19 protein-coding genes and 5 pseudogenes are annotated in these 23,479 nt (G+C 69.0%); 13 read left to right on the top strand and 11 right to left on the bottom strand.

The genetic code is table 11. From position 1 onward, the window contains the following. Nucleotides 1–211 precede the first annotated feature (211 nt). The 3 genes and pseudogenes from OG819_RS47020 to OG819_RS47010 all read left to right on the top strand — a co-directional run bounded on the left by OG819_RS47020 (nt 212) and on the right by OG819_RS47010 (nt 2,400). The gene (locus OG819_RS47020; protein ID WP_266655852.1) at nt 212–781 is read left to right on the top strand and encodes a hypothetical protein; all 570 of its coding nucleotides are present in this window, start codon (nt 212–214) and stop codon (nt 779–781) included. A gap of 226 nt (nt 782–1,007) precedes the next feature. Beyond that, nucleotides 1,008–1,621, top strand: a pseudogene (locus OG819_RS47015) (RNA polymerase sigma factor). Beyond that, complete coding sequence (locus OG819_RS47010) at nt 1,618–2,400, top strand: hypothetical protein (RefSeq protein WP_266655850.1); 783 nt, start codon at nt 1,618–1,620, stop codon at nt 2,398–2,400. The pseudogene OG819_RS47015 and the gene OG819_RS47010 overlap by 4 nt, the downstream one beginning before the upstream one ends. A 173-nt stretch (nt 2,401–2,573) precedes the next feature. On the opposite strand, the gene OG819_RS47005 is transcribed toward OG819_RS47010, so the two are convergent. From OG819_RS47005 to tnpA, 4 genes are all read right to left on the bottom strand, one after another. Next, nucleotides 2,574–3,011, bottom strand: coding sequence for a VOC family protein (locus OG819_RS47005; RefSeq protein WP_266655848.1), 438 nt, complete (start codon nt 3,009–3,011; stop codon nt 2,574–2,576). A gap of 33 nt (nt 3,012–3,044) precedes the next feature. Beyond that, the gene (locus OG819_RS47000; protein ID WP_266655846.1) at nt 3,045–3,479 is read right to left on the bottom strand and encodes an AraC family transcriptional regulator; all 435 of its coding nucleotides are present in this window, start codon (nt 3,477–3,479) and stop codon (nt 3,045–3,047) included. A 217-nt stretch (nt 3,480–3,696) separates the two neighbouring features. Further along, entirely contained in the window at nt 3,697–5,034 is a 1,338-nt protein-coding gene (locus OG819_RS46995) for a hypothetical protein (RefSeq protein ID WP_266655844.1), read from the bottom strand. A 132-nt stretch (nt 5,035–5,166) separates the two neighbouring features. After that, nucleotides 5,167–5,595 (bottom strand): IS200/IS605 family transposase, encoded by a 429-nt coding sequence (gene tnpA, locus OG819_RS46990; protein ID WP_266655842.1) that lies wholly within the window; start codon nt 5,593–5,595, stop codon nt 5,167–5,169. Nucleotides 5,596–5,647: 52 nt separating this feature from the next. On the opposite strand from tnpA, the gene OG819_RS46985 reads away from it, so the two are divergent. Beyond that, nucleotides 5,648–6,847: a transposase gene (locus OG819_RS46985; protein ID WP_266655814.1), complete on the top strand. Its 1,200-nt coding sequence runs from the start codon at nt 5,648–5,650 to the stop codon at nt 6,845–6,847. A 229-nt stretch (nt 6,848–7,076) separates the two neighbouring features. On the opposite strand, the gene OG819_RS46980 is transcribed toward OG819_RS46985, so the two are convergent. Both OG819_RS46980 and OG819_RS59265 read right to left on the bottom strand, forming a co-directional pair. Then, nucleotides 7,077–7,616, bottom strand: a complete 540-nt coding sequence (locus tag OG819_RS46980; protein ID WP_266655840.1) for a hypothetical protein — start codon at nt 7,614–7,616, stop codon at nt 7,077–7,079. 129 nt (nt 7,617–7,745) lie between these two features. Next, nucleotides 7,746–7,973, bottom strand: a pseudogene (locus OG819_RS59265) (hypothetical protein); the annotation flags it as partial. Here OG819_RS59265 and OG819_RS46975 point away from each other — a divergent pair. The 5 genes and pseudogenes from OG819_RS46975 to OG819_RS46955 form a co-directional block, all read left to right on the top strand. After that, nucleotides 7,864–8,133: pseudogene (locus tag OG819_RS46975) on the top strand (HU family DNA-binding protein); the annotation flags it as partial. The pseudogenes OG819_RS59265 and OG819_RS46975 overlap by 110 nt on opposite strands. Nucleotides 8,134–8,213: 80 nt before the next feature. Continuing rightward, nucleotides 8,214–8,417 (top strand): cold-shock protein, encoded by a 204-nt coding sequence (locus OG819_RS46970; protein WP_266655838.1) that lies wholly within the window; start codon nt 8,214–8,216, stop codon nt 8,415–8,417. A gap of 1,277 nt (nt 8,418–9,694) precedes the next feature. After that, complete coding sequence (locus OG819_RS46965; RefSeq protein WP_266655836.1) at nt 9,695–10,471, top strand: hypothetical protein; 777 nt, start codon at nt 9,695–9,697, stop codon at nt 10,469–10,471. A gap of 179 nt (nt 10,472–10,650) precedes the next feature. Then, complete coding sequence (locus tag OG819_RS46960; RefSeq protein WP_266655834.1) at nt 10,651–13,203, top strand: DnaB-like helicase C-terminal domain-containing protein; 2,553 nt, start codon at nt 10,651–10,653, stop codon at nt 13,201–13,203. After that, nucleotides 13,203–13,775: a hypothetical protein gene (locus tag OG819_RS46955; protein ID WP_266655832.1), complete on the top strand. Its 573-nt coding sequence runs from the start codon at nt 13,203–13,205 to the stop codon at nt 13,773–13,775. Before OG819_RS46960 ends, OG819_RS46955 begins: the two co-directional genes overlap by 1 nt. 64 nt (nt 13,776–13,839) lie before the next feature. Here OG819_RS46955 and OG819_RS46950 read toward each other — a convergent pair whose 3' ends face one another. The 3 genes and pseudogenes from OG819_RS46950 to OG819_RS46940 all read right to left on the bottom strand — a co-directional run. Continuing rightward, complete coding sequence (locus OG819_RS46950) at nt 13,840–13,989, bottom strand: DUF3761 domain-containing protein (protein ID WP_266655830.1); 150 nt, start codon at nt 13,987–13,989, stop codon at nt 13,840–13,842. Nucleotides 13,990–14,122: 133 nt separating this feature from the next. Further along, on the bottom strand, nt 14,123–15,532 hold the full coding sequence (locus tag OG819_RS46945) for an IS4 family transposase (protein WP_266637590.1): 1,410 nt from the start codon (nt 15,530–15,532) through the stop codon (nt 14,123–14,125). A 259-nt stretch (nt 15,533–15,791) separates the two neighbouring features. Further along, nucleotides 15,792–16,643 (bottom strand): annotated as a pseudogene (locus OG819_RS46940) (NAD(P)H-dependent glycerol-3-phosphate dehydrogenase); the annotation flags it as partial. Between the two features lie 233 nt (nt 16,644–16,876). Between OG819_RS46940 and OG819_RS46935 the strand changes: the two are divergent. From OG819_RS46935 to OG819_RS46920, 4 genes and pseudogenes are all read left to right on the top strand, one after another. Beyond that, nucleotides 16,877–17,044 (top strand): hypothetical protein, encoded by a 168-nt coding sequence (locus OG819_RS46935; protein WP_266637588.1) that lies wholly within the window; start codon nt 16,877–16,879, stop codon nt 17,042–17,044. A gap of 230 nt (nt 17,045–17,274) precedes the next feature. Then, a complete protein-coding gene (ctaD, locus tag OG819_RS46930; protein WP_266637586.1) occupies nt 17,275–18,969 on the top strand; it encodes a cytochrome c oxidase subunit I in 1,695 nt (564 codons plus the stop codon). Between the two features lie 16 nt (nt 18,970–18,985). Next, nucleotides 18,986–19,333, top strand: coding sequence for a cytochrome C oxidase subunit I (locus OG819_RS46925; RefSeq protein ID WP_266420719.1), 348 nt, complete (start codon nt 18,986–18,988; stop codon nt 19,331–19,333). Between the two features lie 241 nt (nt 19,334–19,574). Next, nucleotides 19,575–21,341, top strand: a pseudogene (locus OG819_RS46920) (SpoIIE family protein phosphatase); the annotation flags it as partial. A gap of 103 nt (nt 21,342–21,444) precedes the next feature. Here the strand turns inward: OG819_RS46920 and OG819_RS46915 are convergent. After that, nucleotides 21,445–22,017 (bottom strand): DUF2399 domain-containing protein, encoded by a 573-nt coding sequence (locus OG819_RS46915; RefSeq protein WP_266655824.1) that lies wholly within the window; start codon nt 22,015–22,017, stop codon nt 21,445–21,447. A 41-nt stretch (nt 22,018–22,058) separates the two neighbouring features. Beyond that, a complete protein-coding gene (locus OG819_RS46910; RefSeq protein ID WP_266655822.1) occupies nt 22,059–23,276 on the bottom strand; it encodes an IS110 family transposase in 1,218 nt (405 codons plus the stop codon). Nucleotides 23,277–23,479 lie beyond the last annotated feature (203 nt).

Here is a 23,479-nt window from a genome sequence, read left to right as displayed (position 1 = left end):
GCAGCGGATCGCACCACTCGTCGACGTCGTACGGCCAGGGCACGCGCCTACCGTCGTATGTCCTGGCTCTTCACCGACGGCGACCGACCCGACCGCGGCCTCGGCTCCCGTCGTCGTACGGCGCGTGGGTGAAGCGGAGCGGAGTTCGCGAGCCGTGCGTCAGCCCGTGGGCAACGGCCACAGCCCAGGGAAGGGAGAGGAGGCAGAGCCCGTGAGTCCCCGCTACGAGGTCCAAGTCCTGCTGCACCGCATCGGGCGGTGGTGGGCCGTCGACGTCCCCCGCCTCGCCCTGCACACCCAGAGCCGCACCCTGGAGGGTGCGGAGGATTTGGCGCGCGGCCTCGTCGCCGAAGCCGTCGGTGCCCCTCCGGACGTGATCGTCCTGGACATGGTGGTGCCCGAACTCGCGCCCGTGCTCGGCCCGGTGGCGGAAGCGCGGCGCCGCCGGGCGGCCGCGGTCGCCGCCGAGGATCAGGCGATCGCCGCCGCCATTCGCGAGCTCGTGGACGAGCTGCGCGTGAGCCAGGGTGACGCCGGACGTCTGCTCGGCATGTCCCCGAGCGAGGTGGCCCGCTTCACGCCACCAATCGGCTCGGCAACCGCCGGTACAGGGCAGAGCCCAGGGCAGCTCGCCCCCGTGCCCGCGCCGGGTCCGCCGCGACCGGCCCTCGCTCCTGCACCCCGCTCACACCCCGGCCCGGCCGGGCGGCCGCGACCGGCGATCTCCCCCGCCCGTCCCGCCTGGGTGATCCCGGACGACGGCGCCGAAGGCCGGGGCTGACAGAGCTTCACTTCCAGGTGAGTCAGCGGACATGCCCAGGTGTTGCTTGGTCGCACACTGGCGGAAGTGACCTGCAAGGGGGTCCCGGGGCCCACCCTCTTGCGGGCACACGGGCACGGGCGTGCTTGCGTGTGCCGGTTGTGTGCAGTGGCCACCGATTATTTGGGAGGCCGGTGTGACGTGCCGAACTCTCCGGGGCGTTGCTCGGCCAGTGGGGGGACGGATCGTGGGAATGGGAGGGCACGCGCAGCGCGCGTCGGCCGACGATCTGGCGCTGGGCGCGGCGGTTGCCCAGGCCCAGGACGGTGACGAGGCCGCGTTCGCGGTGCTGTACCGATTGGTCCAGCCGGGCCTGCTCGGCTACCTGCGGGGGACCGTGGGTGAGGGCGCCGAGTTCGCCGCCGCCGCTGCCTGGCGGGAGATCGCCCGCGAGTTGCCACGGTTTCGTGGTGACGGGCACGGATTCCGAGGCTGGACGGCGAGCATCGCCCGGCGCCACGCGCGCGGGCCCCGCGTCGACGCCGTGGCGCATCGCCCCGCTCGGCAGGAAGTCCCGGGACGCCGCCGACCGGGGACCACCTCGACCACATCCTGCCCGGAGCCCCATTGTCCGCCGAGGCGGCCCAGGCCCTGGTCGCCCGCTTGCCCCGCGCCCAGGCCGAGGTGGTCCTCCTCCGCCATGTCGTATGTCTGGACGAGTCCGCGGTCGCCCGGGTGATGGGCAGGCCCAGCGCCGTGGTACGGGTCCTGGCCCGCCGTGGGGTGAGGAGCCTGGCCCGCCTGCTCGGCCCCGACGACGTGACACATGATGTCGCGGGGACGCTGGGGGAATCGAGATGAACACCCGTCGAAACGGAGACGAACGGTTGAGCGGCGAGGCCCACCAGCCCGAGGCCGCCCCACGCCTCGGCCACACGAGCGAACGTGACGACGCGTCCGGCCTGGACAGCACGGCCGAGCAGATCGGGGATGCCCTGCGGCGGCAGCCCGTGGACGACGGTGCGGAGCAGGCCGCCCTTGCCGCGTTCCGAAGCGCACGCACGGCGAGCGACGAGGCCCTGCGTACCCGGCGCCGGGACGACTGGCGCCCGAGGACCCGGAAGCAACGCTGGGCGCGCGGCGGCGCACTCACCCTCGTGTCGAGCACGCTGCTGGGCGGCATCGCCTTCGCGTCCATCGGCGTGGTGGACAGGGGGCAGCACCACGCTCCCCAGGCCGGCACCAGCCACAGCACGCGTCGGCCGCCCACGCTCACGCCCAGCGAACAGGATGCCCCTTCCGCCGCGTCCGGCACGGCACCCCACGCCTCGTCCTCACACCCCGGCGCGGCAAAGGACGTTAAGGCGCACTGTCGCGCCTACGAGAAGGTCAAGGACCGCGGCCACGCCCTGAACGCCACGGCATGGCAGCGACTCGTCCGCGCCGCGGGCAGCGAACAACAAGTCGCGGCCTACTGCGCCCAGCTGACAGGATCAGCGGACAAGGCCACCCCGGCGCCGACGAAGACGAACAAGACGGAGAAGACAGAGAAGGCAAGGAAGGCGGGGAAGACCGGGAAGGGTCAAGGCAAGCCGAGCGCCGAGGCCAAACCGTCCAAGGGTCCCTCCAACCAGTCCTAGGCAGCGCCCCTTTCGAGGCGGAGGCGTCACGTAATTCCCCACCTCGGCTGGGGCCGTGACGGGTGAACCGCTTCGGGATCGGTGGAGCCTCCATCAGCCCCGGAGCGGTTCAGACCGCGGGCGCAGGCGACCTCGATGGCCACTCAGAAGGAAGCACTCCCCGCGGATTCGGGTCAGTGCCGTTCCGGATCGAACTCCAGCACCTGTGTGAGTCGGATGTTGTTGCCCGACGGGTCCCGGAACGATGTGTCGATCCCATACGGCTGCGCCGTAGGTGGGTCGTTGAACTCGACACCACGGGCGGACAGCTCGTCATACGCGGCCTTGCAGTCGTCGGTCTCCAGGAACAGCGTGCCGCCCGCGCCCTTGGCCACCAGATCCGACAGCTGGGCACTGCTCGCCTCGTCCAGCATCGGCGGACTCGGTACCGGCATCAGCACAAGCGCCGGACCGTCCCCGCCGGGCGGGGCGACGCACACCCAACGGAAGCTCCACGCCTCCATCGTCACGTCCGCCCGAACCTCCCACCCGAGTTTCTTGGTGTAGAAGTCAAGCGCCTCGTCCTGGTCGTGCACCCAGAACTGCGCATTGGCGATCTTGATCGTCGTCATGGACGCTCCCCGGTCGGTTGCCTGGAATCGACGCTAAACAGCCAGCAACCTCGTGTCTTCTCGAAACGTGCGGTTCCGCGGCCGCCCGTAAGCCATCGCCACACAGCGGGGGATGCGCACATGCCGTGCAGCGGGCGGGTGCGCCGCCCGGTACGCCTGCGGGGTCATCCCATACATCCTGCGGAAACTCGTCGTGAACGAACCGATGCTCCGCACACCGACGGCGACGCCGATCGCGGCCACCGTCCAGTCGGTCGCGAGCAGCAGGGCGGCGGCCCGCTCCAGTCGACGGGTCAGCAGGTACTGGTGCGGCGACTCCCCGAACGCCGCCTTGAAGCAGCGGCTGAAGTGGGCCGGGGACAGCGCGGCGGCCGCGGCCATGTCAGCCACAGTGAGTGCCTCGGAGTAGCGGACGTCCACGAGATCCCTGGCGCGGAGCAGATGACGAGCAATCGGAGCATGGGCCACGGCCCCATTGTGCGGTTACCAGGACCCGCCGCCCCTGACGCGCGGTCACCGTCCCCTTGTCCACGACGAACGCCACGCCGCTGTCCCCCTGTCCCATTGCGTGACGTTCGGGGTGGAATTGTGTGACCGTCGACACCCCTCCACCTACACCTGTTCGTAACATGGGTGCGCTGTATGAGAGTCGACCAATGAACACTCCCATCAGCTCCCCGTGATCTCAGAATCTGTGTGGCCAGAAGAACGAGTCAGGGATACGAACGGCGGGCGGCCGCCGGGGGGTGACGACGCCGATGGCGTCTTCGGCCGCCCGCAAGGCCTGTTCGTGGCTGCCGCTGCCGAGGTGATGAGCAGGGCAGTTTCTGCAGTCCCCCGTCCGGGCGTGCGCATTGGGGCTGCCGTTGAGGCCCCGTACGTGGGTGAAGGCGTGTTCGGGGAAGTCGGCCCGCACCGTGTGCCAGGTGCCGTGTTGCTCTCCTTCGGTGAGGCCGGCGGCCACTTCCGGGTGCATCGGCGGGTACAGCTGGCCGTCGTGCTCGCGGAGCATGAAGACGCGGTCGACGTAGTCGACGGTATCCCCCTTCGGTTGTTCTGCGTCTAGCCAGGCCAGGGCGTCGCTGCGGCTCCCGGGCCCCCAGAGGTACTCCGCGGGGAACTGCGTGGTCTCGAACCGGGCGTCGAACTCTGCCCAGTACGCGTCCTCGAACCGGCTTCCGGGGCAGGAAACGCTGCGGATGAGGAGGTAGAGGTATCCGTCGGCATCGGTGTCGTCGCGCAGGGCATCGGCCTGGGCCATGTGGACGCTTCCCTCGTCGTTCCAGGCCATGACGACGATGTCGCGTTCCACCGGGGCGGGGTACAGGCGCCCGCCAGGGGTCGGGTGTCCCCACAACTGGTTGATCAACTCTGCCAGGTCGTGCAGGGTCCGTGCCGTCTCCACGGGCATCCTGCGGTGGTATCCGGTCGGGTGGGCGACAGCATTGCGCAGATTCGACATCGCATGCTCGATGCCACGCGTGCGCTGGCCACGAAGCAGACCGGCCGCTCGGGCCCAAGTCCGCAGCCCGGCGAGCATCCCGTTGAAGTCGATCAGGGTGCTGCCGACCTTCAGCCGCCAATGCGGCGACGGCTGCTGCCGAGGTATCCGCCGGCTCCTCCTGCCCAGCGTCTTTACCGCGGCGAGCACATCGTCGTAGGTGCGCACGTCCTCGGATCTCGGAGACTCCAAGCCGTTGGCGTCCTCGAACGTGACCGCACCGGCGCACCACTGGACGAACCGCTCGCGCAGCGCCTGCTCCATCACCAGCAAGGCGCGGTCGTCGACGACGGTGAAGACGTCATAGTCGAGCAGGCCATATGGGAAAAGATGCTGAAGCCGATCGAACTCCCGGCGCGTCCCCTCCGCCACGTCCGGAGCAAGGACGCAGTCCGCGACCAGCCGTTGTAGGAACTCGGCGGACCTCTCGGGCGGCATCGCGCCGCCCAGCCCGAACGGGGTGAAGATGAGCGCTGTGCTGTCCGGCGTCTGCAGCTCTTCCAGCGAGCGGATCTCTGCCACGGTTACGACCTCCTGTGTGGGCAACCCATCCCTGATCTTGCGTGGGTATCCCCGGCTTCAGCCGGGGAGGGAAACGCATCCTCGGACCGGAGGCGCGCAGCGCCGGAGTTCGCTGCGCCTCTTCGGTGACGGTCAGGTGGGCCGCTTCTGGCCCTCGATGTACTGACGGACGATGCTGAGCGGTGCGCCGCCGCACGAACCGGCGAAGTAGGAGCGCGACCAGAACACGGAGCCCAGCCCGATGCGGTTGATGCGGCCGGTGTACTCGGCGCGCAGGTAACGGGAGCTGACGCCCTTCAGGCTGTTGATCAGCTTGGACAGGGCGACCTTCGGCGGATAGTGCACGAGCAGGTGTACGTGATCGGCTTCGCCGTTGAACTCCTTCAGCTCCGTCTCGAAGCTGCCGCACACCTCCCGCATGATCTCCTCGCACCGCTTCAGCATGGCGTCATCAAAGACGTCCTTGCGGTACTTAGTGACGAACACCAAGTGGGCGTGCAGATTGTAGGTGACGTGACGGCCGGTACGGATATCGGGGTTTGGTTCCCAGCGCGGTGACATACACCAAGGGTAGTATGATCTTCGAAGCTGACCAGGAAAGGGGGTGGGCCGGATGATCCGTGCGTACAAGTTCCTCATGCGGCCCACCGTGGGCCAGGCGGCAGCGCTCAGTGAGATGCTGCGTGATCACTGCTCCCTCTACAACGGGGCGTTGCAGGAACGCCGCGACGCCTACCGGCACGCCTCGAAGACGACGATCCGGTATGGGCAGCAGTCGGCCCAGCTCAAGGACATCCGGGCCTTCGACCCCGAGCGTCAGGGCCGCTGGTCGTTCTCCAGCCAGCAGGCGACCTTGCGCCGGCTGGACAAGGCGTTCGCCGCGTTCTTCCGGCGCGTGAAGGCAGCGGACAAGCCGGGGTATCCGCGTTTCCGGTCGCGCAAGCGGTTCGACACCGTGGACTTTCCCAAGGACGGTGACGGCTGCCGCTGGGACTCCACCCCGCACGACCCCGTCACCCGCGTGCGCCTCCAAGGCGTCGGCCACGTCAAGGTCCACCAGCACCGGCCCGTAGTCGGCAAGGTCAAGACGATCAGCGTCAAGCGTGAAGGGCGCCGCTGGTACGTCGTCCTGACCGCCGAGCAGCCCCAGCCCGAACCGCTCCCGGCAACCGGGTCTGTGGTCGGTATCGACATGGGCATAGCCAACTTCCTCGCTGACTCCAACGGCGAGTTCGTACCCAACCCCCGCCACGGCGCGAAGGCCGCCGCGAAACTCGAAGCCGCCCAGCAGGCTCTCAGCCGCTGCAAGCGGGGCTCCAAGCGCCGCCGCAAGGCCGTGGAAGCCGTGGCCCGGCTGCACCGCAAGGTCCGCCGTCAGCGCCTGGACCACGCGCACAAGACCGCGCTCGGTCTCGTCCGTGAGCACGACTTCATCGCGCACGAAGACCTCAAGATCCGCAACATGAGCAAGGCCCCCGCACCCAAGCCGAACCCTGAACAGCCGGGCAGCTTCCTGCCCAACGGGGCCAGCGCGAAAGCGGGACTCAACCGCTCGATCGCCGATGCCGGATGGGGGGTGTTCCTCGCGATCCTGGCCGCCAAGGCGGAAGGAGCCGGACGGCAAGTGATGGCGGTGGACCCCCGCAACACCTCCCGGCGGTGCCCCGAATGCGGGAACACCACCAAGGAGAACCGGACAACCCAGGAGAAGTTCCACTGCGTCTCGTGTGACCACCAGGCACACGCGGACACCGTGGGTGCGATCAACGTTCTACGGGCCGGGCTGGTCCGCCGCGACGCCAACCCGGCATAGCGAGAAGCCCCCTCGTTCACGAGGGGGAGGAGTCACCAGAATGCATGAGGAGTTCGCACAGCGCCATTGCTTTGCTGTTGCTGGATGAGGGTGCGATTCGCAAGTCCCGCTTGCCCCGCGGTGTCCGCCAGTACGCTCGCTGCGTGGTCGGGACGAGAGACGCACGCTCCTGAAAGTCAGCCTCCGTCGTATGACCGCGCACGGCGGTGAGTTGCGCGGCGGGGCGTTCTCAAAGAGGTGGGGAAGGTGAAGCGGGAGCGGGCCACCGCGTTGGTGGAGGGTCCCGCTGGAGCGACGACGCTTCACCAATACCGGCCAGCAGTTGGAACTGCCATTCCGGGTCGGCTTGGCCGATGGCCAGACCGACCCATCGCTCCGAGTTCGGCAATTGCCATATCTGCATGCGGCTGGCGACACCGCATAGGAAGCTGAGCGGTTCGCGGGCCGTGGCGTCTGGGTCGGGGGCGTCGAGTTCGAGATAGGGCCACAGGTCAACCGTTTCCGGGGCGCCCCAGCGGCCCGCGAGGATGACAGACAGCGCGGTAAGGTCGGCTTCCAGCTCCCGTTCGGCTGCCTCCACGATCTCGATGCTTCGATCCTCCCAGAAGTCCTGGCTCTCACGGAGCACGGCCAAGTGAAAGCCAGGCCCACTCCACTGACCGTTCACTCCCGGCCGGCTCTTCTCTCCAGGGAAGGGTCGGGAGCTCAAGCTGTCGATGATCGACAAATGCTCGCCAGCGCGGTCTGCGGACTGGTGCTGAAGAGGCATGGCCGAAGCCTAGCTTCGCATTTCCAGTCGGTCTTTCCGAGTCGCATGATCCTCGTGCTGCTGATGTTGGTGACAGGTGCGGCGCACAGGTGACAACTATCGCGCTACCCCGACCACACATTGATACTGCTACTTCGCCCCGAGGATCGCACTGTCAGTGGCCGATGGCAGCATGGTCGGTTCGTCCCGCCTGCACGCCGCAGACCGGGACCATCCAGGAATATGGAGCAAAGCAATGAACCGGAGCGAACTGGTGACTGCGCTGGCGGAGCGCGCCCAGGTGACCCGCAAGGACGCCGATGCCGTGCTGACCGCCCTCGCCGAAAGCGTCGGCGATGTCGTCGCCAAGGGCGACGAGAAGGTGACGATCCCGGGCTTCCTCAGCTTCGAGCGCACCCATCGGGCCGCACGTACGGCGCGCAACCCGCAGACCGGCGAGCCGCTGGAGATCCCGGCCGGATACAGCGTGAAGGTCTCCGCCGGCTCCAAGCTCAAGGAAGCCGCCAAGGGCAAGTGACCCCCGGCTCCCGGTGTCCTGCGGGGCACCGCGGAGCACGGATCGGGTGGGAATTCCGGCAGGATTTGAAGGACATCAGCATGGCCAGCGGCACCGTGAAGTGGTTCAACGCCGAAAAGGGTTTCGGTTTCATCGAGCAGGACGGCGGCGGACCGGACGTCTTCGCCCACTACTCCAACATCTCCGGCAACGGCTTCCGGGAGCTCCTTGAGGGCGAGACGGTCACGTTCGACGTAGGCCAGGGCCAGAAGGGTCCCCAGGCCGAGAACATCGTCCGCGGCTGACACGAACATCGCAGAGTGGAAGTCCGAGGCCTTCGAGAGCCTCAGGGTGAATCCCACCGTGTGAAGAGGGGTCCGGCGCAGCCGGGCCCCTCCTCTGTTCCCCCGCGAACCTGGTCAGCCCGGGCAGCGCCGAGAAGTGGTCAGCCCGGCCCCGCCAGAGCGTTACGGGACCGGGCTGGAACTGCGGACCAGCAGCCCGTTGGCGCCGGGACCTCAGCCTTCGCGCATCCTAGAACGCACCCGTCCGGCGAGGGTCCTCAACGAGACTCAAGCCCCGAAGTGGTGATGGGCGCCTGCGGTTCAGTACATGACGAGAGCGTAGAACCTCGTGCGGAGGGCCGGGCGCCGACTTCCGAGTGTGCTCGTACCCGTCGGGCGGGGGCGTTTCGTGCATCGGCACCGGACGTGGCGGGCGGACCGGTACGCTGCGCAGCAGTGGCCGGCGCATCGGCCCAAGCCCGCTCCCTGGCCCATGACCGGGGTGCACCACGGCGAAGGTGCCCGCGGACCCCGCGCACGAGGGTCCGGTCTGTGAGCATCAGTGTGAGGCGTACGTCTTCCGGCGGCCACAGGGCCGTTGAGCCTTCCGCATGCTGCTCTTCGTCACGCGCATCGGGTCATGGGGCCGGGGCGCGGGAAATGCGAGAGCCGTATGACCAAGAGCCACGGCCGTAAGAGCCGGGCGAGAAACAGGAGCCGCCGATCCGGCGTCGCCTACGCGGCCGCCAATGCGGGAACCCTTCACGTGCACGCCAGCGGCCCGTCGGCCACGGACCTCCAGCCTGACCCCGGCCGGTGGGGAGTCGAGACCGTGCCGGACCTGCGAACCGCGGCCGCGCTGATCGGCGCCAGCATTGAGCGGTGCGCGCCGTGCCGGCAGTCCCTCACGGTGAAGCTCCTCGAGGAGGACCCGATCGTGCTCGCGGTGACCGCGGGCACCGCCTACCGCCTGCACGCGGCGGCCCGCGTACCCGAAGAAGAAGGCCCTGTCGCCGGGCCCGCCCAGGCGTTCTCGTTCCTCGTTGAGCACGCCCGCGCTCACGGTGGAGATGCCCGACTGCTGCTCGCGGGAGTCGAGCGGATGCCCGCAGCGGACCGTGCGGCGCTCCTGGGCGACGCGCTGGACCTCTTCCGTGTCCCCGCTCCCGCATATGGGGGCGGGGGTGCGGCGGCCATCGCCGTCTCGTCGGATGAACGCGGCGTGATCCGTACAGGACCGCTGGCCACATCACCAGCTGCCCGCGCCTCTTCAGCCCAGCAAGGAGAACCGGATCCGTATGAGCGAGAACACCGAAGACGTCATCCGGCACGCGGAAAGTGCAGCCCGGTCCCTCGCCGAGTTCGTCACCGACCTCCAGTACCGGGGGAGGAAGATCGAACATCCTGCGGAGGCCTCCTTCATCGACAGTCATCTCGCCCGCGCCGCAGGCGAGATGACGACAGCCCTCACCCTGCTCAGCACCTTCGTGGAGGGCCTCCGGGAGCAGGACCGCCTGATGACCGACTACCGGGGTGAACCGCTCGGCGAGGTGATCCAGCGCTACACCGACTCATCCCTTGAGGCGGAGCAACTCGCAGACGCGCTGGGCAAGGCCCGCCCGGTCACCGAGCACCCGGCGTACGAGGAGGTGCCGGGTGGCGAGCAGGGGGCGGCGGCCGCGGTCCGCTCCCTTGCCGAGCTCGTCACCGGTCTCAAGTACCGGGGTATCGAGTACCCGGTGGAGGCCTACCGCATCTACAGCTTCCTCACCCGCGTGGCGGGGGAGATGAGGACAGCTCTGCCCCTGCTCAGGACCTCCGTGGCAGGCCTTCGAAACAAGGAACTCCTGAGGGACGAGACGCTCGACGAAGCGATCCAGCGGTACACCGACGCGTCCCTCACGGCCGCGGAACTCGCGGGAGTGCTGGGCAGGGCGTACTCCGCCCTCGGGCACCTCGCATACAGGGAGGCGCCCAGCGGACAGGAGCCGGGCAGTGCGCGGCTGAGTCTGTCTGTTCGGCGGGTGTGCGTTCGTCGGCGGACGCGGTGGGTCAAGGCCGGGGCCGGTTGGTAGCCCCGGCCTTGGTCATGTTGTCCGGCCGTGCGAGGCTGCCGTCCGTGAGCACCCAAGCCGTCAACCCACACCGAAACTCCTCACGAGTGAGTGAGATTAACCAAGGCAATGTGTGACTTTGGCCAATTAGGTGAGTGACTCCTGATATCCTGAAGGGGAGTTGAGTACCGGGAGGGTGAGTGAGTCAGTCGCCACAGGCAGAGCACGCGATGAACGCGAGCGACGCCCGCAGGGACCTGTACGCCTTGGTCAAGCACGCCGAGGACGACGGGGTCACCACCCTGATCCACCGGATGGGCTCCAAGCGGGAGGACCGTGTTCTGCTGGCCCCGCTCGACCGGTTCCCGGCAGCGCGGAAGGCCGGCGCCTTTCCTTCCTGGGCGCTGAGTGCGGCACAGAAGGAGTTCGGCACCCTGGTCAGCCAGGCGGCCAGCGGCCAGCCCCAGGTGCTCCGCAGGAACACCACGTCCGTCGCCGTACTGCTCCCCGCCGACCCCCACACAAGTGTTCCCTCGTCCGACCCGGCCGCGCCCTCCGGCGCGGCGCCCGCAGGAGGTGCGGTGAACAGCCAAGGACAGCAGGACCGGGAAAGCGCGCCGCGCAGGCTCGCGACACTGGGCGACGCCATCGGTTCCGTGCTCACCACCGGCCCCGCCGACGGCCCAACGTTCGGACTGCCCGGCCTGGACGCCGCGACCGGCGGTCTGCAGCCGGGCCGGCTCACCTTGGTGGCGGCCGCCCCGAACGTCGGCGGAAGCCTCCTGGGGCTGGCAGCCGCCCGCACGACCGCGCTCGTCGACCACCGCACGGTCCTGTACGCGGCATCCGGACCCAACCGGGACGACGTCTTCCGCCGCATCCTCTCCGCGGAGACCGGAGGCGACTACCCGCGCCTGAAGCAGGGACGCCTCACCGACTACGAGCAGGACGTCGCCCGCCAACTGATGCAGGCCGGCGACGTCCTGCTCATCGATGACGGCAGCAACCTGACCGCCGAGGACATCGCGGAGACCGCTCCCCATATGGAGGGCCTGGCCCTCGTGGTCGTGGACCGCCTCCAGGCCGCCCACAGCGCCCGCCTGCCGCTGTCCGGGAACCGGCTCCCCGACGCCTCCCAGATCCTCTCCACCCTCGCGCGCACCCTGCACGTGTCGGTACTCGCCGTCGTCGACAGTGACGACCCCACGCTGCTCGGGCTCCTGGACGCTGATGTCCTGCTGACGCTCACCGCGACCACGGACCCCGGCAGGGTCCAAGTCACGGTGGCGGAACGTGACTTCGGCGTGATCGGCTCCGCGTATCTGCGCCCCGACCTGTTGCACGCCCGCTTCGGCGACGCAGAAGCCGTGCCCGTCGCCGGGACCGGCAGCGAAGAGTGGAGGCTGCACACCACGCCGGTGGAGCGGGAGCTGGCCGACGCGGCGCTGCCCTACACTTCCGGCGCCCAGAAGGGACTGCCGTCCGCGCTCACGCACCTGCTGGCCGCGCTGCGCACCGCACTGGCAGCCGGTGACCAGGCGGCGATCGACGAGCTCGCGGCGTCCCTGGCGCAGGCTGCTGCCGCGCCGCCGCGGCTGCCGGACACCGCCGAGGGCCGTCGTCTCGCGGCCGCGCTGCACGCCTACAACGCGGCCGCGGCCGCCAGCGTCACCGCGCAGCCTTCTGCCCCGGAATCCGCCCGACCTGCCGCCGCCAGCGGCGCCGCCTCGGACGCGGACGAGGAGGTCCGGCGGGACGACGATGACGGCCTGGTCCCGGGCGACGAGGAGGACGAGCCGCAGGGAGCGATCTTCCCGGCGTTGCGGATCCTCAAGGACTCGGTGACGCGTTCGAAGATGCACCCGGTCCCGGTCATCCGCCTTGAGGACCGGGAGGACGGCCCCTGGCCGTTGATCAGCGAGGACATGGACGGCGAGCCGCGCTGGGTCCACCCCGACGTCACCAGCACCCGCGTCGCCCACACCCGAGAGAACGGCAAGCGGGTCCGGCGCGACCAGCTCGACGTGCCCGCCTCCTTCGGGGACGGCGTGCTGTGCCTGATCGACCGCAACGGCTCCTTCCCCTCCGCCTGCTCGGCCGTCCCCCTCGCCCCGAACAAGCTCCTGCACACCGGCCCCCTCGACGCCTTCGACAAGACCAAGGCCGGGATCTACCAGATCGACATCCCGGACTGGGACTACCCGGGCATGCCGCACCCGCTGGGGCGGCTCATCGACCGGCCCGACGACGAGGGCCGCGTGTGGGTGACCACCCCGCACATCAAGCAGCTCGAACGCCTGCACCGCGACGGCCACCTCACCACGCCCGTCACCATCCACGACTCGTGGACGGGGAAAGCGAACGAGTCGCTGTTCAAGCCGTTCTACACCGCGGCCCGCGAGGCCCGCACCGAGCTCATCCAGGCCGGCGGCGAGCCGTACAAGAACTACAAGACCCGCCTGTCGATCGCACTGCGCCTGCTGTGGCCCAAGCGCCCCTCACAGCGCTCCCCGTTCTGGCGGCCGGACTGGCGCATGAGCATGGTCGCCGAAGCATCCGTCCGCCACTGGCTCAACGCCTTCAAAGCCGTCCAGGAAGGCCACACCCTCATTGCGCTGCGCAACGTCGACGCCGCGATCTTCTGGACCCCTGACGAGACCCCGCCCGGCACGTACCGGATCGGGACCGGCTTCGGTCAGGTGAAGGCCAAGTTCATCCAGCCCGGCGAGTTCATCCCCGAAGGTGACGACTGATGGCAGGCCCCACAGGCCGCGGCAACTCCCTCGGCGCCGCCCTGGGCGACCTCCTGCGCGCCCAGGTCACCCCCCGCCACCGACTGTCGACGTACAACGCCAAGCACTGGCACGCCCAGCTCAGCCAGCTCACCGGGACCAGACGCGGCTACGAGGCCCTGGAGAGCGCCGGCCTCGACGTCAAACCCGACACCCTCTTCAAGTGGCTGTCGGATCCCGAGTACAACGTCCGCCGCAGCTACCGCGACCTCATCCACACCGCCTACGAGAACGCCGCCATCGTCCCCGCCGACCCCATCCCCGACCATGTCAAGAACGGCCAGTTCGAGATCAGCGGCCTCGTCAAAACCGGCGCCGACGAACGCGAACGCGGCACCCGCCGCGCCGCCCCCCTGCGGATCGACGGAAGCCGCGGCGACTGGAGCGACATCGAGGCGCTCTGGCTGGCCGGCGACCTGCGCGACGACGACTTCGAGGACCGCTTCATCGACGACGTCATCGTCGCTGACATCGGCGAAGGCACCGACGGCTGGGAATTCAACGGCGGCTCCTACGCTGTTGAGCTCAGGTGACCTGCCGCCGAGCATGAAGCTCCCGACCTGGGGACGCGGCCGGGGGCTTCATGCGGACTGGGATCTACCGGTACCAGCACCTGACGCCCCGGTGGTACGAGCAGGTGCCGCGGGCGTGGGCGCTGTGGGACCAGGTGCCATCCTTGCACTTCGCCCTTGCCCCGCGCGGATGCGGCGAGTTGGCCTTGCAGACGCCCGTGGTGTGCGGGCGCACGTCGCCGCTGCTGCGTCGGTCGCCACCGCGACCGGGGCAACGAGCGCGGCCGCTAGTACAACTGCCGCAACTGCGCTCCGGAATGTGGTCAGCATCAGAGCTTCCCCTCCTGTGGATTCCAACACCATTGCGTTTACGTCCGTGCGCGGTTCGCGAGCCCGTGTTCGAAGAACGTGACGGTGCTGTGGACGGTGTAGTTCTGGCTGGTCGTGGGGTGTTGCCCGGCGTTCGGTCCGTACTTGCTGGTGGGGTTCTTGCGGGTGCGGGCCTTGACGCGGTGTCGGCGCCGGGCGGGGTGCAGGGCGTCGAGGACGGCCCGGCCGATGGTGCCGATGAGCTCGGCAGGTCCTGCCGGGGGCAGGATCCCGGTCGCGGTGACGACCGTGTCGACGGCGGTGGTCTGCAGGACGGTGAAACTGATCCGATCCATGTCCACCTCCGGACGGGAGTAGACGGTGTCGGCGGCAGCACGGATCAGGGCCTGGTAGGTGGTCAGCAGGGCGTAGACCTCCTGGTCGAGCCCTTGCAGGCTGCGGGAGCGCAGAACGCGGCCGTCGAGCATCGTCGCCTTGATCGAGAAATACGTCGTCTCCGACTGCCACCGCTCATGGTAAAGATCAACAAGCTCGGCGGCCGGGAAGGCGACCGGATCGAGCAGGCTGGTCAGCAGTCGCCACTGCTCCGTGCGGATCGTGCCGTCGGCCAGAGTGACCGTGATGGAGGCCTCGATGACACGGACGGTCAGCAGGGCGGGCAGTACGCCGTAGCCGATCCGGGCCAGGTAGGAGCCGTCGCCCAGGTGCGTCAAAGGCGTGGGGATCCGGCGGGCGGAGGAGCGCACCAGGAGCTGTGCGCCGTCGGCGGCCACCTCGTTCAGGAACTCAGCCGCGTCGAAGACGGCATCGGCCAGCAGGAGCATCGTGCTGTCCAGGGCACCCAAGAGGCGTGTGGTGTAGGCGAGTTCGCCCTCGGACTCGGGGCCGAAGGCGGCGGCCAGAATCGCGCGGGTGCCGCACTCGACCAGAACCAGCAACCGCAGCAGCGGGTAGCCGAACTCCACGCTCTCGCCCGAGCGCTTGGCATAGCGCCAGGTGAGCGCCTCCTCGTCGGGCACGTGCAGCAAGGTGCCGTCCACGGCCACGGTCCGCAGCCCGCGGTAGAACGAACCGGCCTGCCCGAGGCGGGCGACAGGCCCGGCCAGGATCTCGAACAGCCGCCGCAGTGGCGCTACCCCTATCCGCCGCCGGGCCCGGGAGAGCGAGGAGGCCGCCGGGCGCACCAGGTCCAGCCCCGCCAGCCCGGCGACCAGCTTGCCCCACACACCCCGGTAGGAGCAGTCCTCGAACAGGGCCAACGCGAGGACGAAGTAGACCACCACCCGAGACGGCAGCAGCCGCAGCCGCCGCTCGACCGCCCCGGTCTCCTCGATGACCGCGTCCACCAGCACGAAGTCCACGATCTGGGTCAACTCACCCAAGTGACCGGGCGCGTACACACCCCCGGCTACCTCGACTGTGCGCGTGATGACAGACTTCTCCTGCAACGGGACTCCCGATGATCTTCATGCTCGACACAAGTTGATCTATCAGGACGTCCCGTTGCGTCGTTCACCAGGGCTTGACCTGCGACTCAAGACTCAAACGCAACGGTGTTGCTGTGGATTCGGAGAGGCGATCATGGACCTGGCTGCCGGGAAGAGGCGGCCGGCCGGGTGAGCGGTCACCAGGCTGTGACGGTTGCGGCCCGGTCGTAGCCGCAGGTTCGAGTCGTGCGTACATGTGCGCGACCTGCACGGTTGGCGATCAGGCGCTGTACTGCTCGGGCTTCGGCGTCCGTGCCATGAGCGCGGCGGCCGCGTCCGGGACGCTGGTAGTGCCGTCGATCACCGCGGCGACGACCTCGGTGATCGGCATCTCCACCCCGTGGACCCGCGACAGGTCCAGGATGGCCCGGCACGACTTCACGCCCTCAGCCGTCTGCCCGGTCGCCGTCGTGGCTTCCTTCACGCTCATTCCCTGCCCGAGATGCTCGCCGAAGGTCCGGTTCCGGGACAGCGGCGAGGAACAGGTGGCGATGAGGTCTCCGGCCCCGGCGAGGCCGGAGAACGTCAGCGGGTCGGCGCCCATCGCCTGGCCGAGCCGCGCGGTCTCCGCGAGGCCGCGGGTGACGAGGAGGGCGCGGGCGTTGTCGCCCACGCCCAGACCGGCCGCCAGGCCGACCGCGAGGGCGATGACGTTCTTGATCGCCCCGCCGAGCTCGCAGTCCGCCACGTCCGTGCCCGTGTAGGGGCGGAAGCACGGGGTGTGGCACGGCTTCTGCAGCGCGGCGGCCGCCGTCTCGTCGGGGCAGGCGATCACGGACGCGGCGGGCTGCCCACCGGCGATCTCCCGGGCCAGGTTCGGCCCGGACAGCACCGCGATCCGCTCGAACGGGACGCCCGTGACCTGGTGGATCACCTCCGACATCCGCAGCCCGGAGCACGTCTCGACACCCTTCATCGAGCTCACCACGACCGCGTCCGGCTCGATGTGCGGGGCCCAGGCGGCGAGGTTCGCCCGCAGCGCCTGCGCCGGGATCGACAGCACGACATGCCGGGCCCCAGCGAGTGCCTCGACCGGGTCTGCTGTCGCGCGGAGCCGGTCGGGCAACACGACGTCTCGCGTTCCGTCATTCCATCCCCATCTTCCCCCGCGCGGTGCGCCAGGCTGAGTCCGGCCGGTCGTCTGGCTGACCGACGGGCGCGTGAGAGAGTTGCGGTTCCGACCGGCGCGGTTGGGGTGTTCGGCCTGTGGGGGCGTTGTTGTCCATGCGTGTTCATCCTGCGCGGCCTGGTGATCCGGGCCGGACCGTTTCGTACCGGCTCGTCGGCCGACTGGGTTCGGGCGGCATGGGAACGGTCAAAGCCACGCTGTCCCTGTCGAGCGTTCTCGGTGCGGGCGGCGTACAGCAGATGCACGAGCCCGTCATGACGCCCGAAGAGCATCAGGCCCTGGCCGAGAGCGCCAAGGTCCTGCGCGCAGCCGCCGAGCGGGCCATTGCCTTCGGGACGACTTGAGCCGCAACAGGCCAAATGAGTCGACGTCTGAGTAGGGGGGACCGGCGCGGTGGCCTGAGACGATGCTGCTGACCACGGCCGTGGCGTCGTTGCTCCACGCGTGTGTGAAGAGCGCCCGATTGGCCGTGCGTTGTCTGCCCGGAGTTTCTCTGCCGCTTCCGAGCCGAAAGGATTGCGGATGGATGACGTCATGGCGGTGCTGAACCGCGAACTCGGGAGACACGCGACTTGTGAGCATTCTCAACGAACCCGGGAGGCCGGCCGCCGCCTCCTATGACAGCGAGTTGCCGGTGAGGCGCAAGCAGCCCGGCAATGTCGTGGTGAAGTGGCTGACGACCACCGACCACAAGACCATCGGAACGTTGTATCTGGTCACGTCGTTCGGGTTCTTCTTGGTCGGCGGCGTGATGGCGCTTCTCATGCGCGCCGAACTGGCCCGCCCGGGCCTGCAGATCGTGTCGAACGAGCAGTTCAACCAGGCGTTCACGATGCACGGCACCGTGATGCTGCTGATGTTCGCGACGCCGCTGTTCGCCGGTTTCACGAACTGGATCATGCCGCTGCAGATCGGCGCGCCCGACGTGGCGTTCCCGCGGCTGAACATGTTCGCCTACTGGCTCTACCTGTTCGGCTCGACCATCGCGGTCGGTGGCTTCCTCACCCCGCAGGGCGCGGCCGACTTCGGCTGGTTCGCCTACAGCCCGCTGTCGGACGCGGTCCGCTCGCCGGGTGTCGGCGCCGACATGTGGATCATGGGTCTGGCCTTCTCCGGCTTCGGCACGATCCTCGGTGCGGTCAACTTCATCACCACCATCATCTGCATGCGCGCCCCCGGCATGACGATGTTCCGCATGCCGATCTTCGTGTGGAACGTGCTGCTCACCGCCGTCCTGGTCCTGCTCGCCTTCCCCGTCCTCGCGGCCGCGCTGTTCGCGCTGGAGGCGGACCGAAAATTCGGCGCCCACGTATTCGACGCGGCAAACGGCGGAGCCCTGCTCTGGCAACACCTCTTCTGGTTCTTCGGCCATCCAGAGGTGTACATCATCGCCCTGCCATTCTTCGGAATCGTTTCCGAAGTCATCCCGGTGTTCTCGCGCAAGCCGATCTTCGGCTACATGGGCCTGATCGCCGCGACCATCTCCATCGCCGGTCTGTCTGCCACCGTGTGGGCGCACCATATGTACGTCACCGGCGGTGTGCTGCTGCCGTTCTTCTCCTTCATGACGTTCCTCATCGCCGTACCGACCGGCGTGAAGTTCTTCAACTGGATCGGGACGATGTGGCAGGGCTCGCTGTCCTTCGAGACGCCGATGCTGTGGGCGGTAGGTTTTCTCGTCACCTTCCTCTTCGGTGGTCTGACCGGTGTCATCCTGGCCTCGCCGCCATTGGACTTCCATGTCTCGGACTCCTATTTCGTGGTGGCGCACTTCCACTACGTGGTGTTCGGTACGGTCGTGTTCGCGATGTTCTCCGGATTCCACTTCTGGTGGCCGAAGTTCACCGGCAAGATGCTCGACGAGCGCCTCGGAAAGATCACCTTCTGGACGCTGTTCACCGGCTTCCACGGCACCTTCCTGGTCCAGCACTGGCTGGGTGCCGAGGGCATGCCGCGTCGCTACGCGGATTACCTCGCCGCCGACGGCTTCACCGCGCTGAACACGATCTCGACGATCAGCTCGTTCCTGCTCGGCCTGTCGATGCTGCCGTTCTTCTACAACGTGTGGAAGACCGCCAAGTACGGCAAGAAGGTCGAGGTCGACGATCCGTGGGGCTACGGCCGCTCGCTCGAGTGGGCCACGTCCTGCCCGCCGCCGCGCCACAACTTCGTGACGCTGCCGCGGATCCGCAGCGAATCCCCGGCGTTCGATCTGCACCATCCGGCGATCGCATTGGCCCAGGCCGAAGCACAGGGAACCCGGGAATGAGCCACCGGAGACGCAGGTGAGCGATCTGTCGAAACAAAAAGCCGAGGGAGTCGGCCTCGGAAACCAGGTGGAGGGATACCTTCTGTGGCAGGCCACGATCACGGTGGCAGAGCAGCGCGCGCGTGAGTTCGTCCAGCCCATGGAGTGGCTGACCACGGCACAACGAACAGAGATCGAGCAGCAGTACGTCGCTGACAGCCTCCACCACGCTCAAAAGGACCTTGAACGCATCGCGGCCCGCTGTCTGTCCCTGCGTGGCGAGTACGAGCGGCGCTATAGAAGCCTGCGCCTGCGCTGCGTGGGATGGGCACTGGCCGCCTGCGCAGGGTTCATCTCCGTCGCCGCCCTGTCATTGATCCGGTGATACCCGCCCCACTACCCCCCCGATCGACGTCAGCGTGGGCGGCGCCCCTTTTACTGGCGAAGGTACGGGCCAGGTGGTGCCGCATGGGACGGGTCACAGGCCGGGGAACGGCGCTGCCAGTGGTCCCAGCACGTGGCCGGCCAGAGCGGCGATGGCGGAGACATCGGCTCAGCCGGCGACCCTCGGTACGCCCGGCCCACGCGGGAGCCACGACACCGGCGCGAAGGCGGACGACAGGCGACTGGTCCTCGTGGGCGAACCCGGGGTGGGCACGTACGCTGTCGCGGCACGGCGCCGCCTCAAGTTGCTGTCCGAGGCAAGCACGCGCATCGGCACCACCCTGGACGTGACCCGCACGGCTCTCGAACTCGCTGAGATGGCCGTCCCGCGCCTGGCCGACCACGTCGCCATAGACCTGCCCGAGGAAGTGCTGCGCGGCGAGGAGGCAGCCGACCCGCGGACCGGCGTGATGCGTGTGGTGATGCACGGCATCCGCGACGACTTCCCCTTCTACCCGGTCGGCCGACGGGTCGACCCACGCCCCGCGACGCCCCAGTTCCAGTGTCTGACCCGCGAGCAAGCAGTACTGGTACCCGACCTCAGGGTTGCCACCGGCTGGCTCGCCCAGGAGCGTGAGCACACCGAGCGCCTGGTCGCCCAAGGCGTCCACTCATTGATCACCGCCCCTCTGCTCGCCCGTGGCGTCGTCCTGGGCGTCGCCAGCTTCTACCGCTCCCAGGACCCCGCTCCCTTCGGCGACGACGACCGTTCCCTGGCCCAGGAACTCGCCACGCGCGCCGCCATCTGCATCGACAACGCCCGCCGCTACACCCGGGAGCACACGATGGTCCTGGCCCTCCAGCGCAGCCTGCTCCCGAACCGCCTGCCGGAGCAGAGCGCCGTCGAGGTCGCACACCGGTATCAGCCGGCCGAGTCGGAGGTCGGCGGCGATTGGTTCGACATCATCCCGCTCTCCGGCACCCGCGTCGCACTCGTCGTCGGCGACGTGGTGGGCCACGGCCTGCATGCCACCGTCACCATGGGCCAACTTCGTACGGCCGCACGCAACTTCGCGGAGCTGGACCTCGCCCCCGACGAAATCCTCACCCACCTCGACAATCTGGTGGCGCGCCTGGATCAAGACGAGGGGAGTGAGGAGGAGGCTGCCGGAACCGCCGGAATCATCGGCGCCACCTGCGTGTACGCCATATACGACCCCGCCTCGCAGCAGGCCACGGTGGCTCGCGCGGGCCACCTCCCGCCCGCGCTGGTCCACCCCGACGGCACCGTGACCTTCCCCGACCTGCCCGCCAGACCGCCCCTCGGCCTGGGCGGCCTGCCCTTCGAGTCCACCGAGATCCACCTCCCCGCAGGCAGCCAGCTCGTCCTCTACACCGACGGACTCGTCGAGGACCGCCACCGCGACCTCGACACATCCTTCGACCTGCTGCGCCGGGCCCTGACTCACCCCGACCGCCCACCGGACGACGTCTGCCGGGCGATCCTGGAGACCGTGGCACCGGAGCACCCCAACGATGACATCGCGCTGCTGGTCGCCCGCACCCTCGCCCTGGACCCCGACCGCATCGCCCAGTGGGAACTGCCCGCCGACCCGGCCCGTGTCTCCGAGATCCGCGCCGCTGTCACCCGCCGTCTGAGCGACTGGGGCCTCGACGAGGTGGCGTTCACCGCTGAACTGCTGCTCAGCGAGCTGGTCACCAACGCCATCCGCTACGGCAGCGGGCCCATCCAGGTACGTCTGATCCACGACCGCACCCTGATCTGCGAGGTCGCCGACACCAGCAGTACCGCCCCGCGCCTGCGCCGCGCGGCCACCTACGACGAGGGCGGCCGAGGCCTGTTCCTCGTCGCACAGCTCGCCCAGACCTGGGGCACCCGCTACACCGCCGACGGCAAGGTCATCTGGGCCGAGTGCGCCCTGGAGACGCCCGGCGGTCTCTCCGAGGTGGCGAAGACGGACTGGGAGGACCTCCCTGGCCTCGAATGACTCGACAAGCGCCGCCGGCCGCAGCGACGAACCCCTCGTCCGTATCTAGGGTCTCATCAAGCGGTTCGGCGGCACTCTCGCGCTGGGGAGACACCGCTGGTGCTCAGGCTCGCCTGGCGACTACCAAATTGGTTCTGGCCGGTGTAGTGGGGGACGGGTATGCGCGGCGGAGGTCGGCGAGTAGCTCCTCGATGAGTGCCTCCTCGTAGGCGGGTCGGCCGGATGCGCGCATGGCGGTGGCGAGCGCGGGGTCCCACGGGGTCTCGCCGAGACAGTCGGCGTCCAGGACGCCTGGTTCGAAGGGTGCTGGGTGCAGGCTGGCGGTGTAGTCGTCGGCTGTCATGCGCCACACCACGGCTTGGGGGACGGTGGCGAGGACGGCGCGTACGAGAGCGAGGCCCGCGCAGTCGAAGTCGGCCCGCACGGCGATGCGCCACCCCGCCGCCGCCAGGCGTGCGACGGCGTCCAGTTCCGTACGCGATGGCGTCCCCACCGTGCACAGCAGCCGTACGGTGCCCGGGGCGCCGTTCAGGGCCGCGGCGGCGACCGAGGGGTTCTCGGTGAGGAAGACCCACCGGTTCTCGCTGTGCCGGGGGGCGGGCCAGACGGCGCGGTGCAGCACCCACGGGATCAGGAAGTTGGGCTGGCCGGGGGGTGCCTCTATGTCCTTCGTCAAGGCACCCCTGTCGGGTTTGGGATGGTTCGGTCTTGCTGGGGTCATGCGGCGAGCTCGACGTCCGCGGGCGTGCGGGATTCGTAGAAGGTGCCGTCGCGGAGCATGGCGAACAGGACGCTGATGCGTTGGCGGGCGAGGCGGAGGAGGGCCTGGGTGTGGGTTTTGCCGCGGGCTCGCTGGCGGTCGTAGTAGGTGCGGGAGGCGGGATCGGCGTTCATGCAGGCGAAGGCGGAGAGGAACATGGCGCGCTTGAGCTGGCGGTTTCCGCCTCGGGGTGCGTGTTCGCCGTGGATCGAGGTTCCCGACGACTTCGTGGTCGGGGCGAGTCCGGCGTAGGAGGCCAGGTGGGCGGCGCTCGGGAAGCTGGTGCCGTCGCCGACGGTGACGAGCAGGACTGCGGCGGTCCTGACGCCGACGCCAGGCATCGACGTCAGGACGGGGGAAAGAGGGTGGGCCTCCAGCAGGGCGTTGATCTGGGCTTCCAGGGCCCGGCGCTGTTCGTGGACGGCGGCCAGGGAGTGGGCCAGGGACGGGATCACGATGTCGAGGGTGCCGGTCCCGGGCACGACCACGGTCTGCTCGTCGAGGGCGTCGAAGACCTCGTCGATCAGCCGCGCGGCCATGCGCGGGGCCTTGGGCCGGATGACCTCGACGAGTCTGCGGCGGCCGGCCTTGCGCAGTGCGGCGGGGGAACCGTAGCGCTCCAGCAGCCAGGTGACGGCCTGGTGGTCGAGGCGAGGGCCCAGGACGCGCTCCAGGCTGGGGTGGAACTGGGTGAGCAGGCCGCGTATCCGGTTGGACGTGCGGGTGGCCTCGGCCGCGAGGTCCTGGTCGAAGCCGACGAGGACCGTGAGTTCGGCGGTGATCGCGTCGGTGAGTTCCAGCGAGCGCAGGGTGTGCGGCATGGTGCGGGCCGCATCCGCGATGACCGCAGCGTCCTTCGCATCGGTCTTGGCCTCGCCCGGATACAGGTCGGCGATCCGCCGCATTGCGAGTCCGGGCAGGTAGGCAACCTTGCAGCCCGCGTCCCGGGCGACCGTGAGCGGGAGGGCTCCGATGGATGCGGGCTGGTCCACGATCACCAGTACGGTGCCGAACTTCGCGGCCAGTTTGTCGAACACGGCCCGCAGTTTCGGCTCGCTGTTGGGCAGCTGCTTGTCGAAGACCTTCTTGCCGGCCGGAGTCAGCCCGTGCCCGTGATGAGAGCTCTTTCCGACGTCCAGGCCGAGGAACACGCCCACGTCTTCGGTGTCGAACATCGCGCCCTTCCAGGAGAGTTGAACGTGCCGGCCTCGGCGGTGGTGTCGTACGCGCGCATCCACGTTATGCAGACCTGCCGCCCGCGAGCTGTCCGGCATTGCGCCGGACCGGGTGGTGGCCGGACCTCTCATCAGCGTCTCCGACGGCACCTCCCGGGCCCGGTGACACCACCCCCCAGGTCATGCCTTCGACAGGGGGACAC

The sequence above is a fragment of the Streptomyces sp. NBC_01549 genome (assembly GCF_026339955.1).
Taxonomy (GTDB): Bacteria; Actinomycetota; Actinomycetes; order Streptomycetales; family Streptomycetaceae; genus Streptomyces.
The sequence above is the reverse complement of the archived record's forward strand: the minus strand, read 5'-3'. Positions and strand labels throughout refer to the sequence as shown.